The organism is Ruegeria sp. E5 (genome assembly GCF_056534105.1).
Window position 1 is genome coordinate 531,700 of sequence record NZ_JBQFPA010000002.1, and the last position, 14,714, is coordinate 546,413.

Annotated in this window: 14 protein-coding genes; 8 read left to right on the forward strand and 6 right to left on the reverse strand. The window is 56.5% G+C overall.

From position 1 onward, the window contains the following. Window positions 1–5: 5 nt before the first annotated feature. Window positions 6–485 (forward strand): invasion associated locus B family protein, encoded by a 480-nt coding sequence (locus ACR0BI_RS10535; RefSeq protein WP_170407630.1) that lies wholly within the window; start codon window positions 6–8, stop codon window positions 483–485. A 173-nt stretch (window positions 486–658) separates the two neighbouring features. On the opposite strand, the gene ACR0BI_RS10540 is transcribed toward ACR0BI_RS10535, so the two are convergent. From ACR0BI_RS10540 to ACR0BI_RS10555, 4 genes are read right to left on the reverse strand one after another with little or no spacing between them, the layout of a single operon-like run. Continuing rightward, window positions 659–2,020, reverse strand: a complete 1,362-nt coding sequence (locus ACR0BI_RS10540; protein ID WP_480562081.1) for an aminotransferase class III-fold pyridoxal phosphate-dependent enzyme — start codon at window positions 2,018–2,020, stop codon at window positions 659–661. A gap of 29 nt (window positions 2,021–2,049) precedes the next feature. Beyond that, window positions 2,050–3,153: a mandelate racemase/muconate lactonizing enzyme family protein gene (locus ACR0BI_RS10545; RefSeq protein WP_480562080.1), complete on the reverse strand. Its 1,104-nt coding sequence runs from the start codon at window positions 3,151–3,153 to the stop codon at window positions 2,050–2,052. Window positions 3,154–3,166: 13 nt separating this feature from the next. Continuing rightward, a complete protein-coding gene (locus ACR0BI_RS10550) occupies window positions 3,167–4,282 on the reverse strand; it encodes a mandelate racemase/muconate lactonizing enzyme family protein (protein ID WP_170646979.1) in 1,116 nt (371 codons plus the stop codon). 47 nt (window positions 4,283–4,329) lie between these two features. Beyond that, window positions 4,330–6,804 (reverse strand): FAD-dependent oxidoreductase, encoded by a 2,475-nt coding sequence (locus tag ACR0BI_RS10555; protein ID WP_170512046.1) that lies wholly within the window; start codon window positions 6,802–6,804, stop codon window positions 4,330–4,332. Window positions 6,805–7,018: 214 nt separating this feature from the next. Here ACR0BI_RS10555 and ACR0BI_RS10560 point away from each other — a divergent pair, with 214 nt between their 5' ends. Together ACR0BI_RS10560 and ACR0BI_RS10565 are read left to right on the forward strand one after the other, a co-directional pair. Beyond that, on the forward strand, window positions 7,019–8,110 hold the full coding sequence (locus tag ACR0BI_RS10560; protein WP_170394282.1) for an aromatic ring-hydroxylating oxygenase subunit alpha: 1,092 nt from the start codon (window positions 7,019–7,021) through the stop codon (window positions 8,108–8,110). Window positions 8,111–8,308: 198 nt separating this feature from the next. Continuing rightward, the gene (locus ACR0BI_RS10565; RefSeq protein ID WP_480436495.1) at window positions 8,309–8,695 is read left to right on the forward strand and encodes a carboxymuconolactone decarboxylase family protein; all 387 of its coding nucleotides are present in this window, start codon (window positions 8,309–8,311) and stop codon (window positions 8,693–8,695) included. Window positions 8,696–8,781: 86 nt separating this feature from the next. On the opposite strand, the gene ACR0BI_RS10570 is transcribed toward ACR0BI_RS10565, so the two are convergent. After that, on the reverse strand, window positions 8,782–9,075 hold the full coding sequence (locus tag ACR0BI_RS10570) for a hypothetical protein (RefSeq protein ID WP_170407642.1): 294 nt from the start codon (window positions 9,073–9,075) through the stop codon (window positions 8,782–8,784). Window positions 9,076–9,293: 218 nt separating this feature from the next. On the opposite strand from ACR0BI_RS10570, the gene phnC reads away from it, so the two are divergent. From phnC to ACR0BI_RS10595, 5 genes are all read left to right on the forward strand, one after another. Then, window positions 9,294–10,109, forward strand: coding sequence for a phosphonate ABC transporter ATP-binding protein (gene phnC / locus ACR0BI_RS10575; RefSeq protein ID WP_170394291.1), 816 nt, complete (start codon window positions 9,294–9,296; stop codon window positions 10,107–10,109). A gap of 58 nt (window positions 10,110–10,167) precedes the next feature. Then, entirely contained in the window at window positions 10,168–11,079 is a 912-nt protein-coding gene (gene phnD, locus ACR0BI_RS10580) for a phosphonate ABC transporter substrate-binding protein (protein ID WP_480562077.1), read from the forward strand. 65 nt (window positions 11,080–11,144) lie between these two features. Further along, window positions 11,145–12,020: a phosphonate ABC transporter, permease protein PhnE gene (gene phnE, locus ACR0BI_RS10585; protein WP_170509514.1), complete on the forward strand. Its 876-nt coding sequence runs from the start codon at window positions 11,145–11,147 to the stop codon at window positions 12,018–12,020. Beyond that, entirely contained in the window at window positions 12,017–13,342 is a 1,326-nt protein-coding gene (gene phnE, locus ACR0BI_RS10590) for a phosphonate ABC transporter, permease protein PhnE (RefSeq protein WP_170512037.1), read from the forward strand. Before phnE (ACR0BI_RS10585) ends, phnE (ACR0BI_RS10590) begins: the two co-directional genes overlap by 4 nt. Further along, the gene (locus tag ACR0BI_RS10595) at window positions 13,342–13,959 is read left to right on the forward strand and encodes a DapH/DapD/GlmU-related protein (RefSeq protein ID WP_170663538.1); all 618 of its coding nucleotides are present in this window, start codon (window positions 13,342–13,344) and stop codon (window positions 13,957–13,959) included. The genes phnE (ACR0BI_RS10590) and ACR0BI_RS10595 overlap by 1 nt, the downstream gene beginning before the upstream one ends. On the opposite strand, the gene phnF is transcribed toward ACR0BI_RS10595, so the two are convergent. Next, window positions 13,956–14,675: a phosphonate metabolism transcriptional regulator PhnF gene (gene phnF, locus ACR0BI_RS10600; protein ID WP_170509522.1), complete on the reverse strand. Its 720-nt coding sequence runs from the start codon at window positions 14,673–14,675 to the stop codon at window positions 13,956–13,958. The genes ACR0BI_RS10595 and phnF overlap by 4 nt on opposite strands. Window positions 14,676–14,714: the final 39 nt, after the last annotated feature.

The window sequence follows — 14,714 nt, forward strand, 5'->3', positions numbered from 1 at the left end:
GCAGTATGAAAACTTGGATCTACGCTTTGGTGGCGTCGTTCGGTTTGACAACTCAACTTGGCGCACAGGAAAACGAAGCGCCATTGTGGTCGGTCAACTGCAGCAATCAGGTCAACGGAACTGAATTGATTTGTGAAATGACCCAGACCATTATCTTAACCGAGAACAATCAAAGGCTTGCCTCGATTGCGTTCGTCAAACCTGCCGGCAGAGACGAGATCGAAGCGGTGCTGACACTGCCATTTGGCCTGCTGTTCTCTGAAGGGCTGATTGCTAAAGTGGATGATGCCGAGATCGCGCGGCTGGATTTTCTAACCTGCGAAGCACAGGGTTGTTTTGCCCGTTCTCCTGTTTCTCAGGACTGGATGTCAAAGATGCGCGCTGGCAATCTGTTGAGTATTGAAAGCGTAAACCGGGTCGGCGATCCAATTTCCTTTGGTTTCGATCTGGCGGGATTTAGCAGAATATCCGATATGCTGCCGTGATTGCCTGGCCTTCCTTCCAGAAGGCCGCACAGGCCTTCTTGGTTAGCAACGCGTAGAAGGGTCTGACCAGAGCGTTCATTTTGTGATTGCGCTCGCAACGAGCGGAGGCTGCGGCGTAGGGCTATGTGATGGCCTTAGATTTCCGAGATGCGAGCGTTCGCGCCGACTAGTTCTCAGAGACACTCCCGGTCGGCGATGTCGAGGGTGCGGTCCAGAATCGCCAGCCCTGTCATCAGGTCGTCTTCACTGATGTTGAGCGGTGGGGTCAGGCGGATCACGTTCGAGAAGAATGACAGGTAGAGGCCTTCGTTCATCGCAAAGCTCATCATCTCGCTCATGGGTTTGGCGTCCGCACCTTTGGCGGCAAACGGCACCAGCGGTTCGCGGGTGTCGCGATTCTTGACCAGTTCGATCCCGTTGAACATGCCCTTGCCGCGAATATCCCCGATCGAGGGGTGTTTCTTTGCCAGCTTGTGCAGTTCGGCGCGCATCTTCTCACCCATCGCGGTGGCGTGGGCCAGCGTGCCTTCTTCCTGCATGGCGCGGATCGCGGCAATGCCAGATGCGCAGGCCAGCGGATGGCCGGCATAAGTCAGGCCTCCGGGCAATGGGTAATCGCGCAGCCAGTCATGCAGCTCGGTACTGACGGACATGGTGCCAAGCGGCACGTAACCCGAGTTGATGCCCTTGGCCGAACAAATGATGTCCGGCTGAACACCCCAGTGATCGACGGCGAACCATTTCCCGGTCCGGCCAAACCCGGCCATGACCTCATCCGCGATCAGTAGGATGCCGTATTTTTCGCAGGTTGCCTTAATAGATTGCAGATATCCGTCGGGTGGCACGATGATCCCGTTTGTGCCGACAATAGGTTCCAGAATGACAGCGGCCACGGTGTTGGGGTTTTCATACATCAGGATTTCTTCCAGATGCGGCCCGCCTTGGGCGACCGGGCACTGGGCCGGGTCTTTGTGGCCTGTTGGTAACCGATAGACGTAAGGATCAAGCATCCGCACGACGCCCGGCATATCGGCGCGGGTCAGATGGTGACGTGGATCGCCCGTCAGCGACAGCGTGCCTCCGGTTGCTCCGTGATAGGAACGGTAGCGGGCAATGATCTTTGTCCGACCGGTGTAATGCCGCGCCAAACGGATCGCGGTTTCATTGGCGGCGGACCCTCCGGTTGTAAAAAAGGTTGATGAGATGTTGGCAGGCGTGATCTCGGTCATGATTGCCGCGAGTTCTGATCGAACATCCGAGCCCATGGCCGGGCCGATATAACAAAGCTTGTCCGCCTGATCCTTAATCGCTTGTACGATCTTGGGGTGCTGATGACCCATATTGGCGTTTACCAGTTGGCTTTGAAAATCAAGGTAGCGTTTGCCGTCGCTGTCCCAGAACCAACTGCCCTGAGCACCTGTTATGACGCGCGGGCGGCTGCCCTGTTTCGACCAGCTTTGCAGATAATGATCCGCATGCATGTCTTTGACCCATTCGGGATCATGGGAGGGGTAGGCGTTGCTGAAGTCTTCCATAACAGGCCTCTTGGCGTGCGGGGTTGGGATCAATCGATGATGGTTACTGGCTGGCCCAAAGCGTCTGCATCAGGCGTGACGCCAAGGCCGGGGCCTTCGGGTGGGGCGATGCGACCGTTCCGGCGGCTAGGTGCATTCGGATCGAGACGCGGTTTGACATAGTGGGACAGATCACAGGTATTCATGATGCCGTGCGCTGGGGTTGAGGCTGCAAGATGCAGCGAGGCGGCCGTCGTAACATCGCTGCCCCAGGTGTCCTCGATGCACATCTGCGTGCCAAGCGACAGGCAGAGATCGCGGATTTGACGCATCGTCGAAAAGCCGCCCATCTTCGACAGTTTCAGTGCGGCGGCATCCATGCAGCCAGCGCGGTGTCCTGCCAGAACCGAATGAATGTCACAGGCGCTTTCGTCCAGCTTCATCGGCAGACCAGTCGCGGCGCGGACATGGGCGCATTCCTCGATCGTGGCGCAAGGTTGTTCCAGCATTATGTCCAGATGCGAGACAGCGCGGCCAACTCGTGTGGCGGTCAGCGTATCTGACCCGCAATTCCAGTCTCCATAAACCAACGGGCCATCACCAACAGCCTCGCGCACTTGAATCAAACGAGCAACGTCGGCTTCCCAGTTGTTATCTGCACCCAGCTTCACCTGAAACTGTCGCATGCCCTGATCAAAGGCATCGCGCGCCATGCGCGCCATTTCATCCGGCGCGATACAGGTGATCGAGTGATACAGCGGCAAATCCGCGACCGCCCGCCCACCGAGCAAAGCGTAAAGCGGTAGGTCGGCTGCCTGTGCGGTCAGATCCCAAAGCGCTGTATCAATGGCTGACTTGGCGTAGCCATGCCCGATCAGATGCTTATTAAGGCGCTCCATCAGCGCTTCGGGACCAACCGGGTTAGCGCCGATGAGAACGGGTGCCATCTCTTCAAGCGCTGGAACCACGCCCTTGGCATAGGCGGGTAAATAATGCGGGATCGGACAAACCTCTCCCCAGCCCGATGCGCCGGTGTCGGTATCCAGGCGGACGACCACTGAAACCGTCGTATCGCAGGTCTTGCCCTCGGCCATGTAATAGGTGTCATGCGAGGTCAGCGGGACTTCCCAGGCGGTGATGCGAGTAATCTTCATCAGGCGGTTTCCATCAGGCGCAGGATTCGTAGGTTGCGACAGGTGGGCCAAGGCTGTCAAAGTCCGGCGTCACCCCAAGCCCCGGAGTATCTGTGGCATAGAGTTTACCGTCCCTTACTGTGGGGCCGCCAATCCCGGTGTTACGGGTGTTGTAGTTCATCAGATCGGTTGAATTGATCAGCATCTCTTGGGGTGTTGAGGCCGCAAAATGGGCAACTACGGCGGTGGTGATCTGACCGCCCCATGTGTCCTCGGAGACAACCGGAATACCGTGATCAATCAGGAAATCGCGCACCCGGCGGGCTTTGGACAGGCCGCCCAGGTTAGAAATCTTCAAGCAACAAATTTCGGCACCCCGATCGTTCACGATGCGTCGGGCCATTTCAATCCCGGTGACGCATTCATCCAGTTTCATTGGTTGCTCGGCTACGCGGCGCACCTGCTGGCACTCGTGGTAACTGTGGCAGGGTTGTTCGAGGATAAAATCCAGATCGCGGGTTGCGCGGGCCACACGGATGGCGTTGTCAACGCGCCAACCCTGATTGGCATCTGCCATAGCCTTTTCACCGGGTTTCAGCAGGGGCACGCCTTCGCGGATACGGTCGATATCGGTCACCCAGTCGCCACCTACCTTGATCTGGAACTGCCGGTATCCCGCTGCGCGGTGCTGCTCCATCTCGGCGATGGTTTCTTCCAAGACAGGCTTTTGCGGCACAACCCGGTACATCGGCGCACCATCGGTGAGTTTGCCGCCCATCAGCATCCAAACAGGTTGTCCGGTGGACCGTCCCAGAATATCCCAACACGCTGCATCAAAGGGCGCTTTGGCGTAGCCGTGACCTTGGACCGTGCCATCCATCAACCGTTCGATCTTGGACAGCTGGCGGGGATCTTCCCCCAGCAAGCGCGGGGCGACGAGGCGGGCAAAGGCCTCGACGCCTTCGGAATGGGCGATCATGTAGTTCTCGCCGCATGGGGCAAACTCGCCGCAGCCCTGTAGACCCGCATCCGTGTCGATCACCACTACCGAAGACATCGACGTTGTGATCGCGTTGCCCGCGCCCCAGCCGTATGATCCGCCGACATAGGGCAGGGGGGTTTTGAACACACGGATACGGGTTATCTTCATGGCGTCACCATAGGGCTTCCGCGATGGCCGATGCTCTGGTTTTCAGATCACGCCAGTTCACGAACTGCGTCCGTGCGTGGGCGTTCGGATTTCGGATCATAGGCTGCTTCGCCGAGGACACGCCCTTTGCGGGGTACACCAGCGATAACTACTTCGATCTTTGTGCCCGGAACATTCACGTGTGGCTTGACGTAAGCAAAGGCGAGGATTTTGCCGACGCTGTGGCCATAGGCGACCGAGGCTGTTGCACCGACAACCTCGCCTTTGATCCGAATAGCCTCGCCCCCATGACCATCTTCGACCCCATCCGGTTCGATCTCCAAATAGGCGCAAATCCAAGGCATCTCGCCCGCCTCAGACTGAGCGGCACTGGCGCGCGTTGCTTCGACACCTAGATACTCTTTGTCCAGCTTGAAGAACCGGCTGACATTGGCCTCTGGCAGCGTGACCTCGTTGGTCAGTTCTCCAGCACCGGGGAATGCTTTTTCCATGCGCAGGCTGTTCATCGCAAACGAGCCGTAGTTTTCGATGCCAAATTCCTCGCCGGCAGCCCACAGTGCGTTGTAGACGTCAACGCAGGCTTCATCCGGCATGTGGAATTCCCAACCCAACTCGCCCGCATAGGACATGCGAAAGGCCCAGACCTTGTGCCCCGCAATGGTGATTTCCTGAGCCGACAGCCAGCGGAACCCGGCGTTGGACAGGTCTGCGTCGGTGCATCTGGCCAGTACCTCGCGGGATTTTGGCCCGTTCAGGGACAAAGCCGACCAATCTTCAGAGAGCGTTTTGACAAAGACGGTCTCTCCCGCGAGGTTCTGGTTCAAGTGATCGACAAGGCGCTGTTCAAAGAACGCCGCGCAGACCAGATAATAGCGGTCTTCCGCCATGCGAACGATGGTCGTCTCAAGCTCGATACGGCCACGGCGGTTCAGAAAGTGGGTCAAGGTGATCGAGCCATCTTTCTGTGGCATCTTGTTGGCCGTCAGCCTGTCAAGATAGGCATAGGCATCTGGGCCTGAAACTTCGACCTTGGTGAACGCGGTCACGTCCATGATGCCGACCCGCTCACGCACGGCCTGGCATTCCAGCGCCACCATGTCGAAAACCTCGTTACGGCGGAACGAATAGTGGTCACGCTGTTCAACACCATTGCGCGCGAACCAGCGGGGGCGTTCGTGGCCGAAAACCTCTTCATAGACCGCGCCCTTTTGTTTGAGGATCTCATAAAGCGGCGAGGGTTTGATCGGACGCCCTGCAAGGCGATTGAAATGCGGAAAGGGGATCTCGTGCCGCAGCTTGTAATCCTCGTGCGCCTTGATGACCTGCCAGTCTTTCTTGGCATAGCTGCCAAAGCGGCGCGGATCATAGTCGCGCATGTTGATATCAGCAGCACCGTGTACCATCCATTTGGCCAGTTCACGGGTCAGACCAGGCCCCCAACCGATGCCGATCTGCGTGCCACAGCAACACCAGTAATTCTTGACGCCCGGCGCGGGGCCGACCATCGGGTTGCCATCTGGCGGGTGGCTGATTGCACCATGGACTTCGCGGGTGATGCCCAGTTCAGAAAAGATCGGCATCCGTTCCAATGAGTTTTCCAGCCAAGGCATGACACGGTCATAATCCGCCTCGAACAGCCAGTTTTCGTACTCCCATGGGCATTCATCATGCCAGACAGAGTTCGAGTTCTCCTTTTCATAGATCCCGATCAGGCCCTTTTTCTGTTCCATGCGGATATAGCCCGAAACCATCTTGTCATCGCGGATCACCGGCAGCTCAGTTGTCAGGTCTTTGAATTCCGGCACATCTTCAGTGACAAAATAATGATGGGTCATCGAGGTCATAGGCAACTGCAGGTTCGACCATTCGCCCATTTGACGGGCATATGTGCCACCGGCGTTGACCACGTGTTCGCAGGTGATGGTGCCTTGTTCGGTTTTCACCACCCATTCACCTGCATCGTTCTGGGTGATGTTGGTCGCGCGACAGTGGCGGAAAATCTTCACACCTTTCTGACGGGCCCCAGCGGCCATGGCCATAGTCACGTTCGAAGGATCAACGTGACCGTCATCTGGCGTGTAAAGCGCGCCAATGACACCGTCGAGGTTATAGTAGGGGTGCATTTCAGCTATGAAGTCAGGCCCTACCAACTCGATGTTGAACCCCAGCGCTCGGCCAACTGATAATGTGTGGCGCAGCCAGTCCATCTCATCCTCGGTATAGGCCAGACGGAATGAACCGCAGCCATGCCATGTAACCGCCTGACCGGTTTCTTCCTCAAGTGTCTTGGAATAAAGGCCAATGTTATAGTCGACCATTTTGCCCAGCCCGTAGGAACTGGTGGAGTGAGTAATCTGACCAGCGGCATGCCAGGTGGAGCCCGAAGTTAACTCGGCCTTTTCCAACAGCACCGTGTCTTCGCCCCAACCTTCATGGCCCAGGTGATAGGCCAGTCCGCAACCCATGACGCCACCGCCGACAATGACGACCTTTGCGCGTGCAGGCAGTTCCTTTTTAGACATCGCAACTTCCTGTTTCCGAGACATGGAATTCTGTGGACTTCCTATTGCTACATATGTACCACTGTCAATTAAAAATGGCACAAATGTACATACCGAGGTAAGCAATGTGCGGTACAGATGTTTCAAGTGGTATTCTGACGCGTACGGATGTTACGAATCCTTACGCGATCTTTTTGACTGAAACACCAGCTCGGCTTGTATCAGGAGAAAAAATATGACTGTCCTGCCAACCCACTCGCTCGAGGCCCGGTACTATACGGATCCTGACATATTCGACAAAGAGATGAACGGCCTGTTGTGCAGAACTTGGCAATACGCAGGTCATGCGGCAGATATCCCAAATGTAGGCGATTACTTTGCGTTCGAAATCGCTGGTCAGAACCTTTTTGCCATTCGCGGACGCGACAATCTTGTCAGGACTTTCTACAACGTGTGCCAGCATCGTGCGCATGAAATGGTGACCGGAACCGGAAATACCCGTGTAGTGGTCTGTCCCTATCATCAGTGGACCTATGAGCTTACCGGCGGCCTGCGGTCTGGGCCGAACATCAAGAAAGTTCCCGGTTTTGATCGCGCGAAAATCTGTCTGACCGAAGTACGGACCGAAGACTTCCTCGGGTTCATCTTTGTCAATTTGGACGATAACGCGGCAACGATGGACGAATGGTATCCCGGTGTCCGGGACGAGTTGTCTGAGTTCGTGCCGAACACTAACGCTCTGGCCCCCTTAGAGTGGGTCGAAATTCCTGAGAACTGCAATTGGAAGGTTTCGATCGAGAATTACTCGGAATGCTATCACTGCCCAACTAATCACCCGACCTTTGCCGAAGGCGTGATCAAACCGGAAACCTATGACATTCAACCCGATGTGTCGGGAGGTTACGTGCTGCGTCACACGACCGAGTGCCAAAGCCTCGAAAAGATGACCTATCCGATTGATCTGGAAAGCAACAAGCACGCGGGCGACTATCAAAGCTGGTTCTTGTGGCCGATGTTCTCGTTCCAATGCTATCCGGGAAATGTTCTGAACACCTATCATTGGCGGGCAAATACAGTGGACAGCTGTACCGTCTGGCGCGGGTGGTACACAGAAGGCGGTCATGAAAGCGACGTGATCCGTGGCCTTGCCACTCAGGATCGCGAAACGACTGTGGCCGAAGATATTCGGTTAGTGGAATCCGTTCACCGCGGCCTGAAATCCAAAGGGTACAAACCGGGACCGCTGGTGCTTGATCCGGCCTGTGGCGTCATGAGCGAGCATTCCGTTGCGAAGCTTCAACAATGGATGCGCGAGGCGATTGAATAACGTTACGTGCTGTGGATGGGCCAGATAAGACATCACCGAAGCCAACGCTGTGCCAAAGGGCACACCCGACCAGAACGACGCGATCGAGCCCCTTGCCTTCGGTGGTGGGGTTGGTTGTAAGACAGGGGCGGCGGCTTTAGCGGAATATCGAGCCAGGACCGACTAAGTTGCAGATCGGTCGTTTCACCTGAGGAGAGAATGATGGACGACAACCTGTTTGAACATGGCCTGAAGCAGCGCAAGTCGACGCTGGGCGCCGAGTATGTTGAGAAGAACCTGGCAGCGGCGGATGATTTTACCCGCTCATTCCAAGAGAACATGACTGCTTGGTGCTGGGGCTTCGGCTGGGGGGATGACACGATCGATCACAAGACCCGTTCGATGATGAACCTCGCTATGATTGGGGCACTCGGCAAGATGCATGAATGGGAAATCCACTGTAACGGCGCGTTGAACAATGGCGTCACCAAAGAGGAAATCCGATCAATCATTCATGTGATCGGCATTTATTGTGGCGTCCCGCAGTCTCTTGAATGCTTCCGTGTCGCTCGCAAAGTCCTGACCGAACGTGGGCTGCTGGACTGACCTGATCCCTTCGCGAGATCTTCAGAAGGAACGACACAATCAGCGAGATTGCGCGTCTGCAGTTCGCGCGGTCTGCTGACACCTGCCTAAGCCGGGTCTGGCACCTCACCTTGCCAATGGTCCCCCATCGCGACGATGCATGAAGTACCGTTGGCGTAGTTCTGAACGATCATCCAGTCTCCGCTTGTGCGTTTGACCCAAACCTCCAGCATTGTTTCGGGATCGCGCAAACCCATGCCCTGACGTTCGGCTCCCAGAACCTGTTTCAGTGTCTGTGCCATCCGCGCGCTGTCATCACAGCTGACATCCGCCATTTTAGACTGCGCAGTAGAAGGCACCGCAAGGCATAGAAGAAGAAGGCTGGCATGAAGACGGGTCATAGGTGAAGGTTAGTTCTTTCTGCGCTCAAGCGTAACAGTTTTATGACGCCCTGTAGATAAAACTCGCGCAGAGTCCTGCGAGAAACGCCACACACTGCTGAACCAGGCAATCATCGCGCCTGTCACAAATCTTTCGCGTAGATGTAAACGAAACGATTCAAAAGCGTCACGAAGCTTTTGTTTTGACGTTCTATCCGCCTCGCAACGATGGGGGCGATATGCTGAGAATTGAAAAGCTGACCAAAAAGTTTGGTGACAAACGGGCCGTGGATTCGGCGAATATCGTTGTCGACAAGCCAACCATGATCGGGATTATAGGCAGCTCCGGGGCTGGAAAATCCACGCTTTTGCGCATGGTCAACCGTCTGAGCGATGCAACGACCGGCACAATTACTTTTGAAGGCGAAGAGATCTCTGCGCTTCGCGGTGCTGCCAAACGCGAATGGCAATCGCGCTGTGCGATGATCTTTCAGCAGTTCAATCTTGTACCGCGCATGGATGTCGTCTCGAACGTTTTGCATGGCACGCTGAACAGGCAATCGACCTTTTCGACGATGTTCAACCTGTACCCGCGGTCGGATATTCATAAGGCGATTGAAATTCTGGATCGGCTAGGCATTGCCGAGCAAGCACCCAAGCGAGCCGAAGCCTTATCAGGCGGCCAGCAGCAACGCGTCGCCATCGCCCGCGCGCTGATGCAGGACCCGAAGATCATTCTGGCGGATGAGCCGATCGCCTCGCTGGACCCAATGAATGCACAGGTTGTGATGCAGTCGCTGCGGGCCATTCACGAAGAAGACGGCCGTATGGTCATTGCGAATCTGCACACATTGGATACCGCGCGTCGCTACTGCGACCGGGTCATCGGAATGCGTGATGGTCGGATTGTGTTCGACGGCACCCCTGCGCAGCTGACCACGGGCGTAGCGCGCGACATCTACGGTGCAGGCGCAGACTTTTCCGAGGCCGCAACCTCGACCGAGATCGAAACACTGGACAGGCCCGAGGTCCGCGAAGCGGAAGCCTACGTCTGAGCCAGTTTCCCCCCGCGTCCGTCGCGGGCCACCTTCATCTAACCGAACGGAGAAAACGATGAAAAAGACCCTCGCACTGGCGTTTGCCGCCATGACCGTTTTGAGCACTGCTGCTCTTGCCGAAGAAATCACCGAGTTTCGCATTGGCATCCTTGGTGGTGAAAATGCCCAGGACCGCATGAACTCGTACCAGTGTCTCGCAGACTATACCTCTGAGGCGTTAGGCGTTGAGACCAAGCTATTCGCCCCGGCGGACTACAACGGTGTGATACAGGGCCTGTTGGGCGGGACACTCGACATGGCTTGGCTGGGTGCCTCTTCTTACGCAGCCACCTATCTGCAAGACCCCGAAGCAGTTGAGCCCGTTCTGATCAAGGTCAATGTGGATGGTTCAATCGGGTATCACTCGATTGGGTTCGCCCGCAAGGATAGTGGCGTCACCTCACTGGACGACATGAAAGGCAAAGTGTTTGGGTTTGGTGATCCGAACTCGACCTCAGGTTATCTGATCCCATCGATCGAAATCCCCCAATACAAAGAAGGTGTCACCATGGAGTCGGGTGAGTATTTCGGTGAGGTCAAATTCACTGGTGGCCACGAGCAGACGATCGTCGCTGTGAATAATGGCGACATTGATGGTGGTGTGACCTGGGCCGATGGTCAGGGCAACTGGGAAGACGGATACAATTCTGGTGCCCTGCGCAAAGCGGTTGACGCAGGTCTTGTCGACATGAACGACATGGTCCAGATCTGGAAATCGAACGTTATCCCCGAAGGCCCTGTGGTTCTGCGCAAGGCGTTGCCTGCCGATGTCCGTGCGACCATGACAGATCTTGTCGATGGCCTGCACGAGCGTGACCCCGATTGCGCTTATGGTGTGGCGGCAGGCGAGACGCTGGGTTTCCAGCCGGTATCGCATGACACCTACATCTCGATTGTTGAGGCCCGCAAAGCCAAAATCGGTGGCTAACGCGCGCGCATGACGTTTCCGGCAACCCATTGGGGTTGCCGGTCTTTATTCATTCGGGGCTCGGGATGGCAGACTTATCAATCGGTGCGGCGCCAGGCGGCGTTGAGACCATTCAATCCAGCTATATGGCACAAGTTCACAAGCGCAGGCTTTATGGCGGGCTGACGCTGCTGATCTTTGTGGTCCTGATGGTATCAGGTTTCAACATTGCGGATTCCCGAAACGCGGGTGGGTTCTGGGACGGATTGCATCAGATCGGTGATTACCCGGCGGATGTGCTGTCTGAAGCTTGGGAAAAGCGGGCCGATCTGCCTGGCCTGATCGTGAAGTACTTCCCTGCACTGGTTGAGACGGTGAACATTGCAGCAGTTTCCACGTTGATCGGGGCCATCGGTGGTCTGATCCTGTCGCTTCTTGGCACACGCGGGCTGGCGAAATGGCCGGGTTTAATCCCGGTCTTCCGGCGTATCTCGGATGTTATGCGCGCAGTGCCGGAAATCGTTATCGCGCTTGTGCTGATCTTCGTCCTTGGGGGCGGTCCGGTGCCGGCGATGATCGCTATCTCAATCCACACCGCAGGGGCGCTTGGTAAAATGTTCTCGGAAGTATCCGAAAACGCTGACCTGAAACCGGTTGAGGGGTTGGCTTCGACCGGGGCGACTTGGTCGAAACAGATGATGCTGGGTATCCTGCCACAGGTCGCGCCAAACTATATCAGCTACACGTTGCTGCGATTTGAGATCAATATTCGCGCTTCTGCCATCCTGGGCTTCGTCGGCGCGGGAGGGTTGGGTTACGAACTGCGCAATGCCATGGCTTGGGGTCCGGGTCGTTTTGACGAGGCCGGCGCGATTTTCATCCTGCTATTCAGCACCATCGTATTCTTCGATCAGGTGTCCAGCCGCTACCGCAACCGTCTGACCGAAGGGCAGGGCCAATGACCACAATTGATTGGAACTTCGGGCTGGACGAGGCCAAGCTTGACGCCGAAAAGCTATTTCAGCGTAAACGATTGATCGGCTTTAGCATCCCCGTCGTGATCCTCGTTTATCTCACCTACATCTTCTTCGCCTTCGACCTGCCGGGCCTTGCGCAACGTGCCAATCTGGACAACGCCGTTACACTGGCTTCTGATAGCTGGTCACACAAAGTGCATGTCACACGCAATAATCGGAGCGGTGAGGTGACCTATGCGGTTGAGGGCGAGCGTAAGGGCACTTATCCCGAGGGTAAACGTCCCGACTGGGTATCGGGTGAAGAGGTGACGACGATCGATCTGGGCCGCAATCATATCGTGCGGTTCCTGCCTGACAACCGGACCGAGATTGAAATACCCGATTTCCAGCTGATCGAAGTGCAGGCCAAGGGACGCCGCCTGACGACAAATCTGCCCTCTGAACTGCCCGACTGGATTTCCGCATCTGAACGGCGTGTTGGCGTCACAACGCCTGAGGGCCGGATCACCATGACGGGCGCTCGGACTGAAGTGTTCAACTATTTCCCGGGTTGGGAGCTGTTCTGGTTCACGCTTGACAGTCCCTACCACGGCCATGGGATTGGAGAGATCCTGTTTGGCGCGCAGATCGATCCAAGCCGTTCGAATATCGCAGGCGCAATCTCTGACTGGTGGAACAACGCGATGTGGCGGCATAAGGATGTGGCCTGGGCCATCGGAGAAACGATCCTGATGGCATTTCTGGGTACGATGGGTGCCGCGATGATCGCGCTGCCATTGGCCTTTCTCGCCGCCAAACGGTTTTCGCCGATCATGTTGCTTCGCGCCGCAACGCGCCGTCTTTTCGACTTTGTGCGCGGTGTGGACGCATTGATCTGGACTGTGGTTCTGGCTCGGGCTTTTGGCCCCGGACCATTGACCGGCGCGTTGGCGATTCTGATTACCGACACAGGCACGTTTGGCAAAATCTTCTCGGAGGCGTTGGAAAACGTTGATCAGAAACAGATCGAGGGGGTGTCCTCGACCGGGGCTAAACCGCTACAGCGATACCGGTTCGGGGTGATCCCGCAGGTTGTTCCCGTGCTGCTGGCCCAGATTCTATATTTCCTCGAATCCAATACACGTTCTGCGACGATCATCGGTGCGATCACCGGTGGCGGCATCGGACTGATGCTGACGCAAGCCATCCAGACGCAGAAAGATTGGGAAGAGGTCGCCTATTACATTGTCCTGATCATCATCATGGTGATGTTCATGGATTGGGCCTCGGGCTGGTTGCGCGGTAAGCTGATCGGGCGGAAAGACTGATGGCGCGGCTTTCAGCGGAACAGCCCTGCATTCACCCCGAATGTGAGATTACCGAAAGCACGTTCGGGGCCTATGTTGAAATCGGCAAGGGCAGTCGCGTCGTACATACAAAAATGGGCGACTACAGCTATTGCGATCGTTATGCCGACATCGCCAACGCGAAGGTCGGTAAGTTCGCCAACATCGCCGCGTTTTCGCGGATCGGCGCGACTGATCACCCGCTGCACACGGCGTCCTGTCACCATTTCCTGTATCGCTCGAACGATTATTGGGACGATGCGGATCGGGACGAGGTGTTTTTCAGTCACCGCAAATCCCGAATTGTCCATATCGGGAACGATACATGGATTGGCGCAGGCGCGATGATAAAGCCCGAGGTCACACTGGGTGACGGGGCTGTTGTGGCTGCGGGTGCCTTGGTGACGAAGGATGTAGACCCCTACACAATTGTTGCCGGTAAACCTGCAAGACCCTTGCGACTGCGTCAGCCACGACACATCGCCGATCGGTTGATCGCATTGGCCTGGTGGAATTGGTCTCATGACAAGTTGCGGTTGGCGCTCGACGATTTCCGTGCTCTGACGGCTGATGCGTTTCTGGAGAAATACGAGCCTTAACTCTCAAGGGTCAGTGTCACCCGATCTCCAACAAACCAGGTTCGGCCAAATTCAACCGGTTGTCCCTTTTCGTCCACATTCACCCCGGATGATCTAAGCAGCGGATCACCTTCTGAAACCTGCAGATGTAGCGCTTGGGTGGCCGTTGCGCGCGTGGCCGTCAGACGGGTTGAGGCCCGAGTATAGTCAGTGACGCCCGACCTGTTTAATGCCTCGGTAACGCTGCTGGTCTCTTGCAGCGCAGCAGTGATGCCAGGCAGGCGCTCAAGGGGAAACATGCTTTCAAACACTGCAATCGGGTGCCCGTCCGCCAATGAGAGGCCGTGATACGCACAGATCTGATCACCGGGTGAAACGGTCAGTGCGGTGGCCTCGCCCTCGGTCGCTGCCCGTTCTTCAACATGAAGCACCCTCTTTTCTGGTCTGCGACCAGCAGCGATGAGGTTTTCATGGAATCGCACCCGCGAGCCGATGGGGTAATCGGTGGGCGTGGCTGCCACAAAAGCGCCCGCGCCCCGGCGCGTTCGGATTAGGCCCTCATCCACAAGGGCCGAGATGCCGTGACGCACCGTATGGCGGTTCACACCGAACCGCTCTGCCAGTGCCGCTTCGGTTGGCAGCTTATCACCCGGGCCATAGCGCCCTTCGGCCATATCGCTGCGAAGTGCGTCGGCGATGGCCTTCCAGATCGGGGTTTTGGTGGGAGTGTCACGCAAGTTTCACAAAATTCCTCTGTCTGACGGCGGCAAATATGA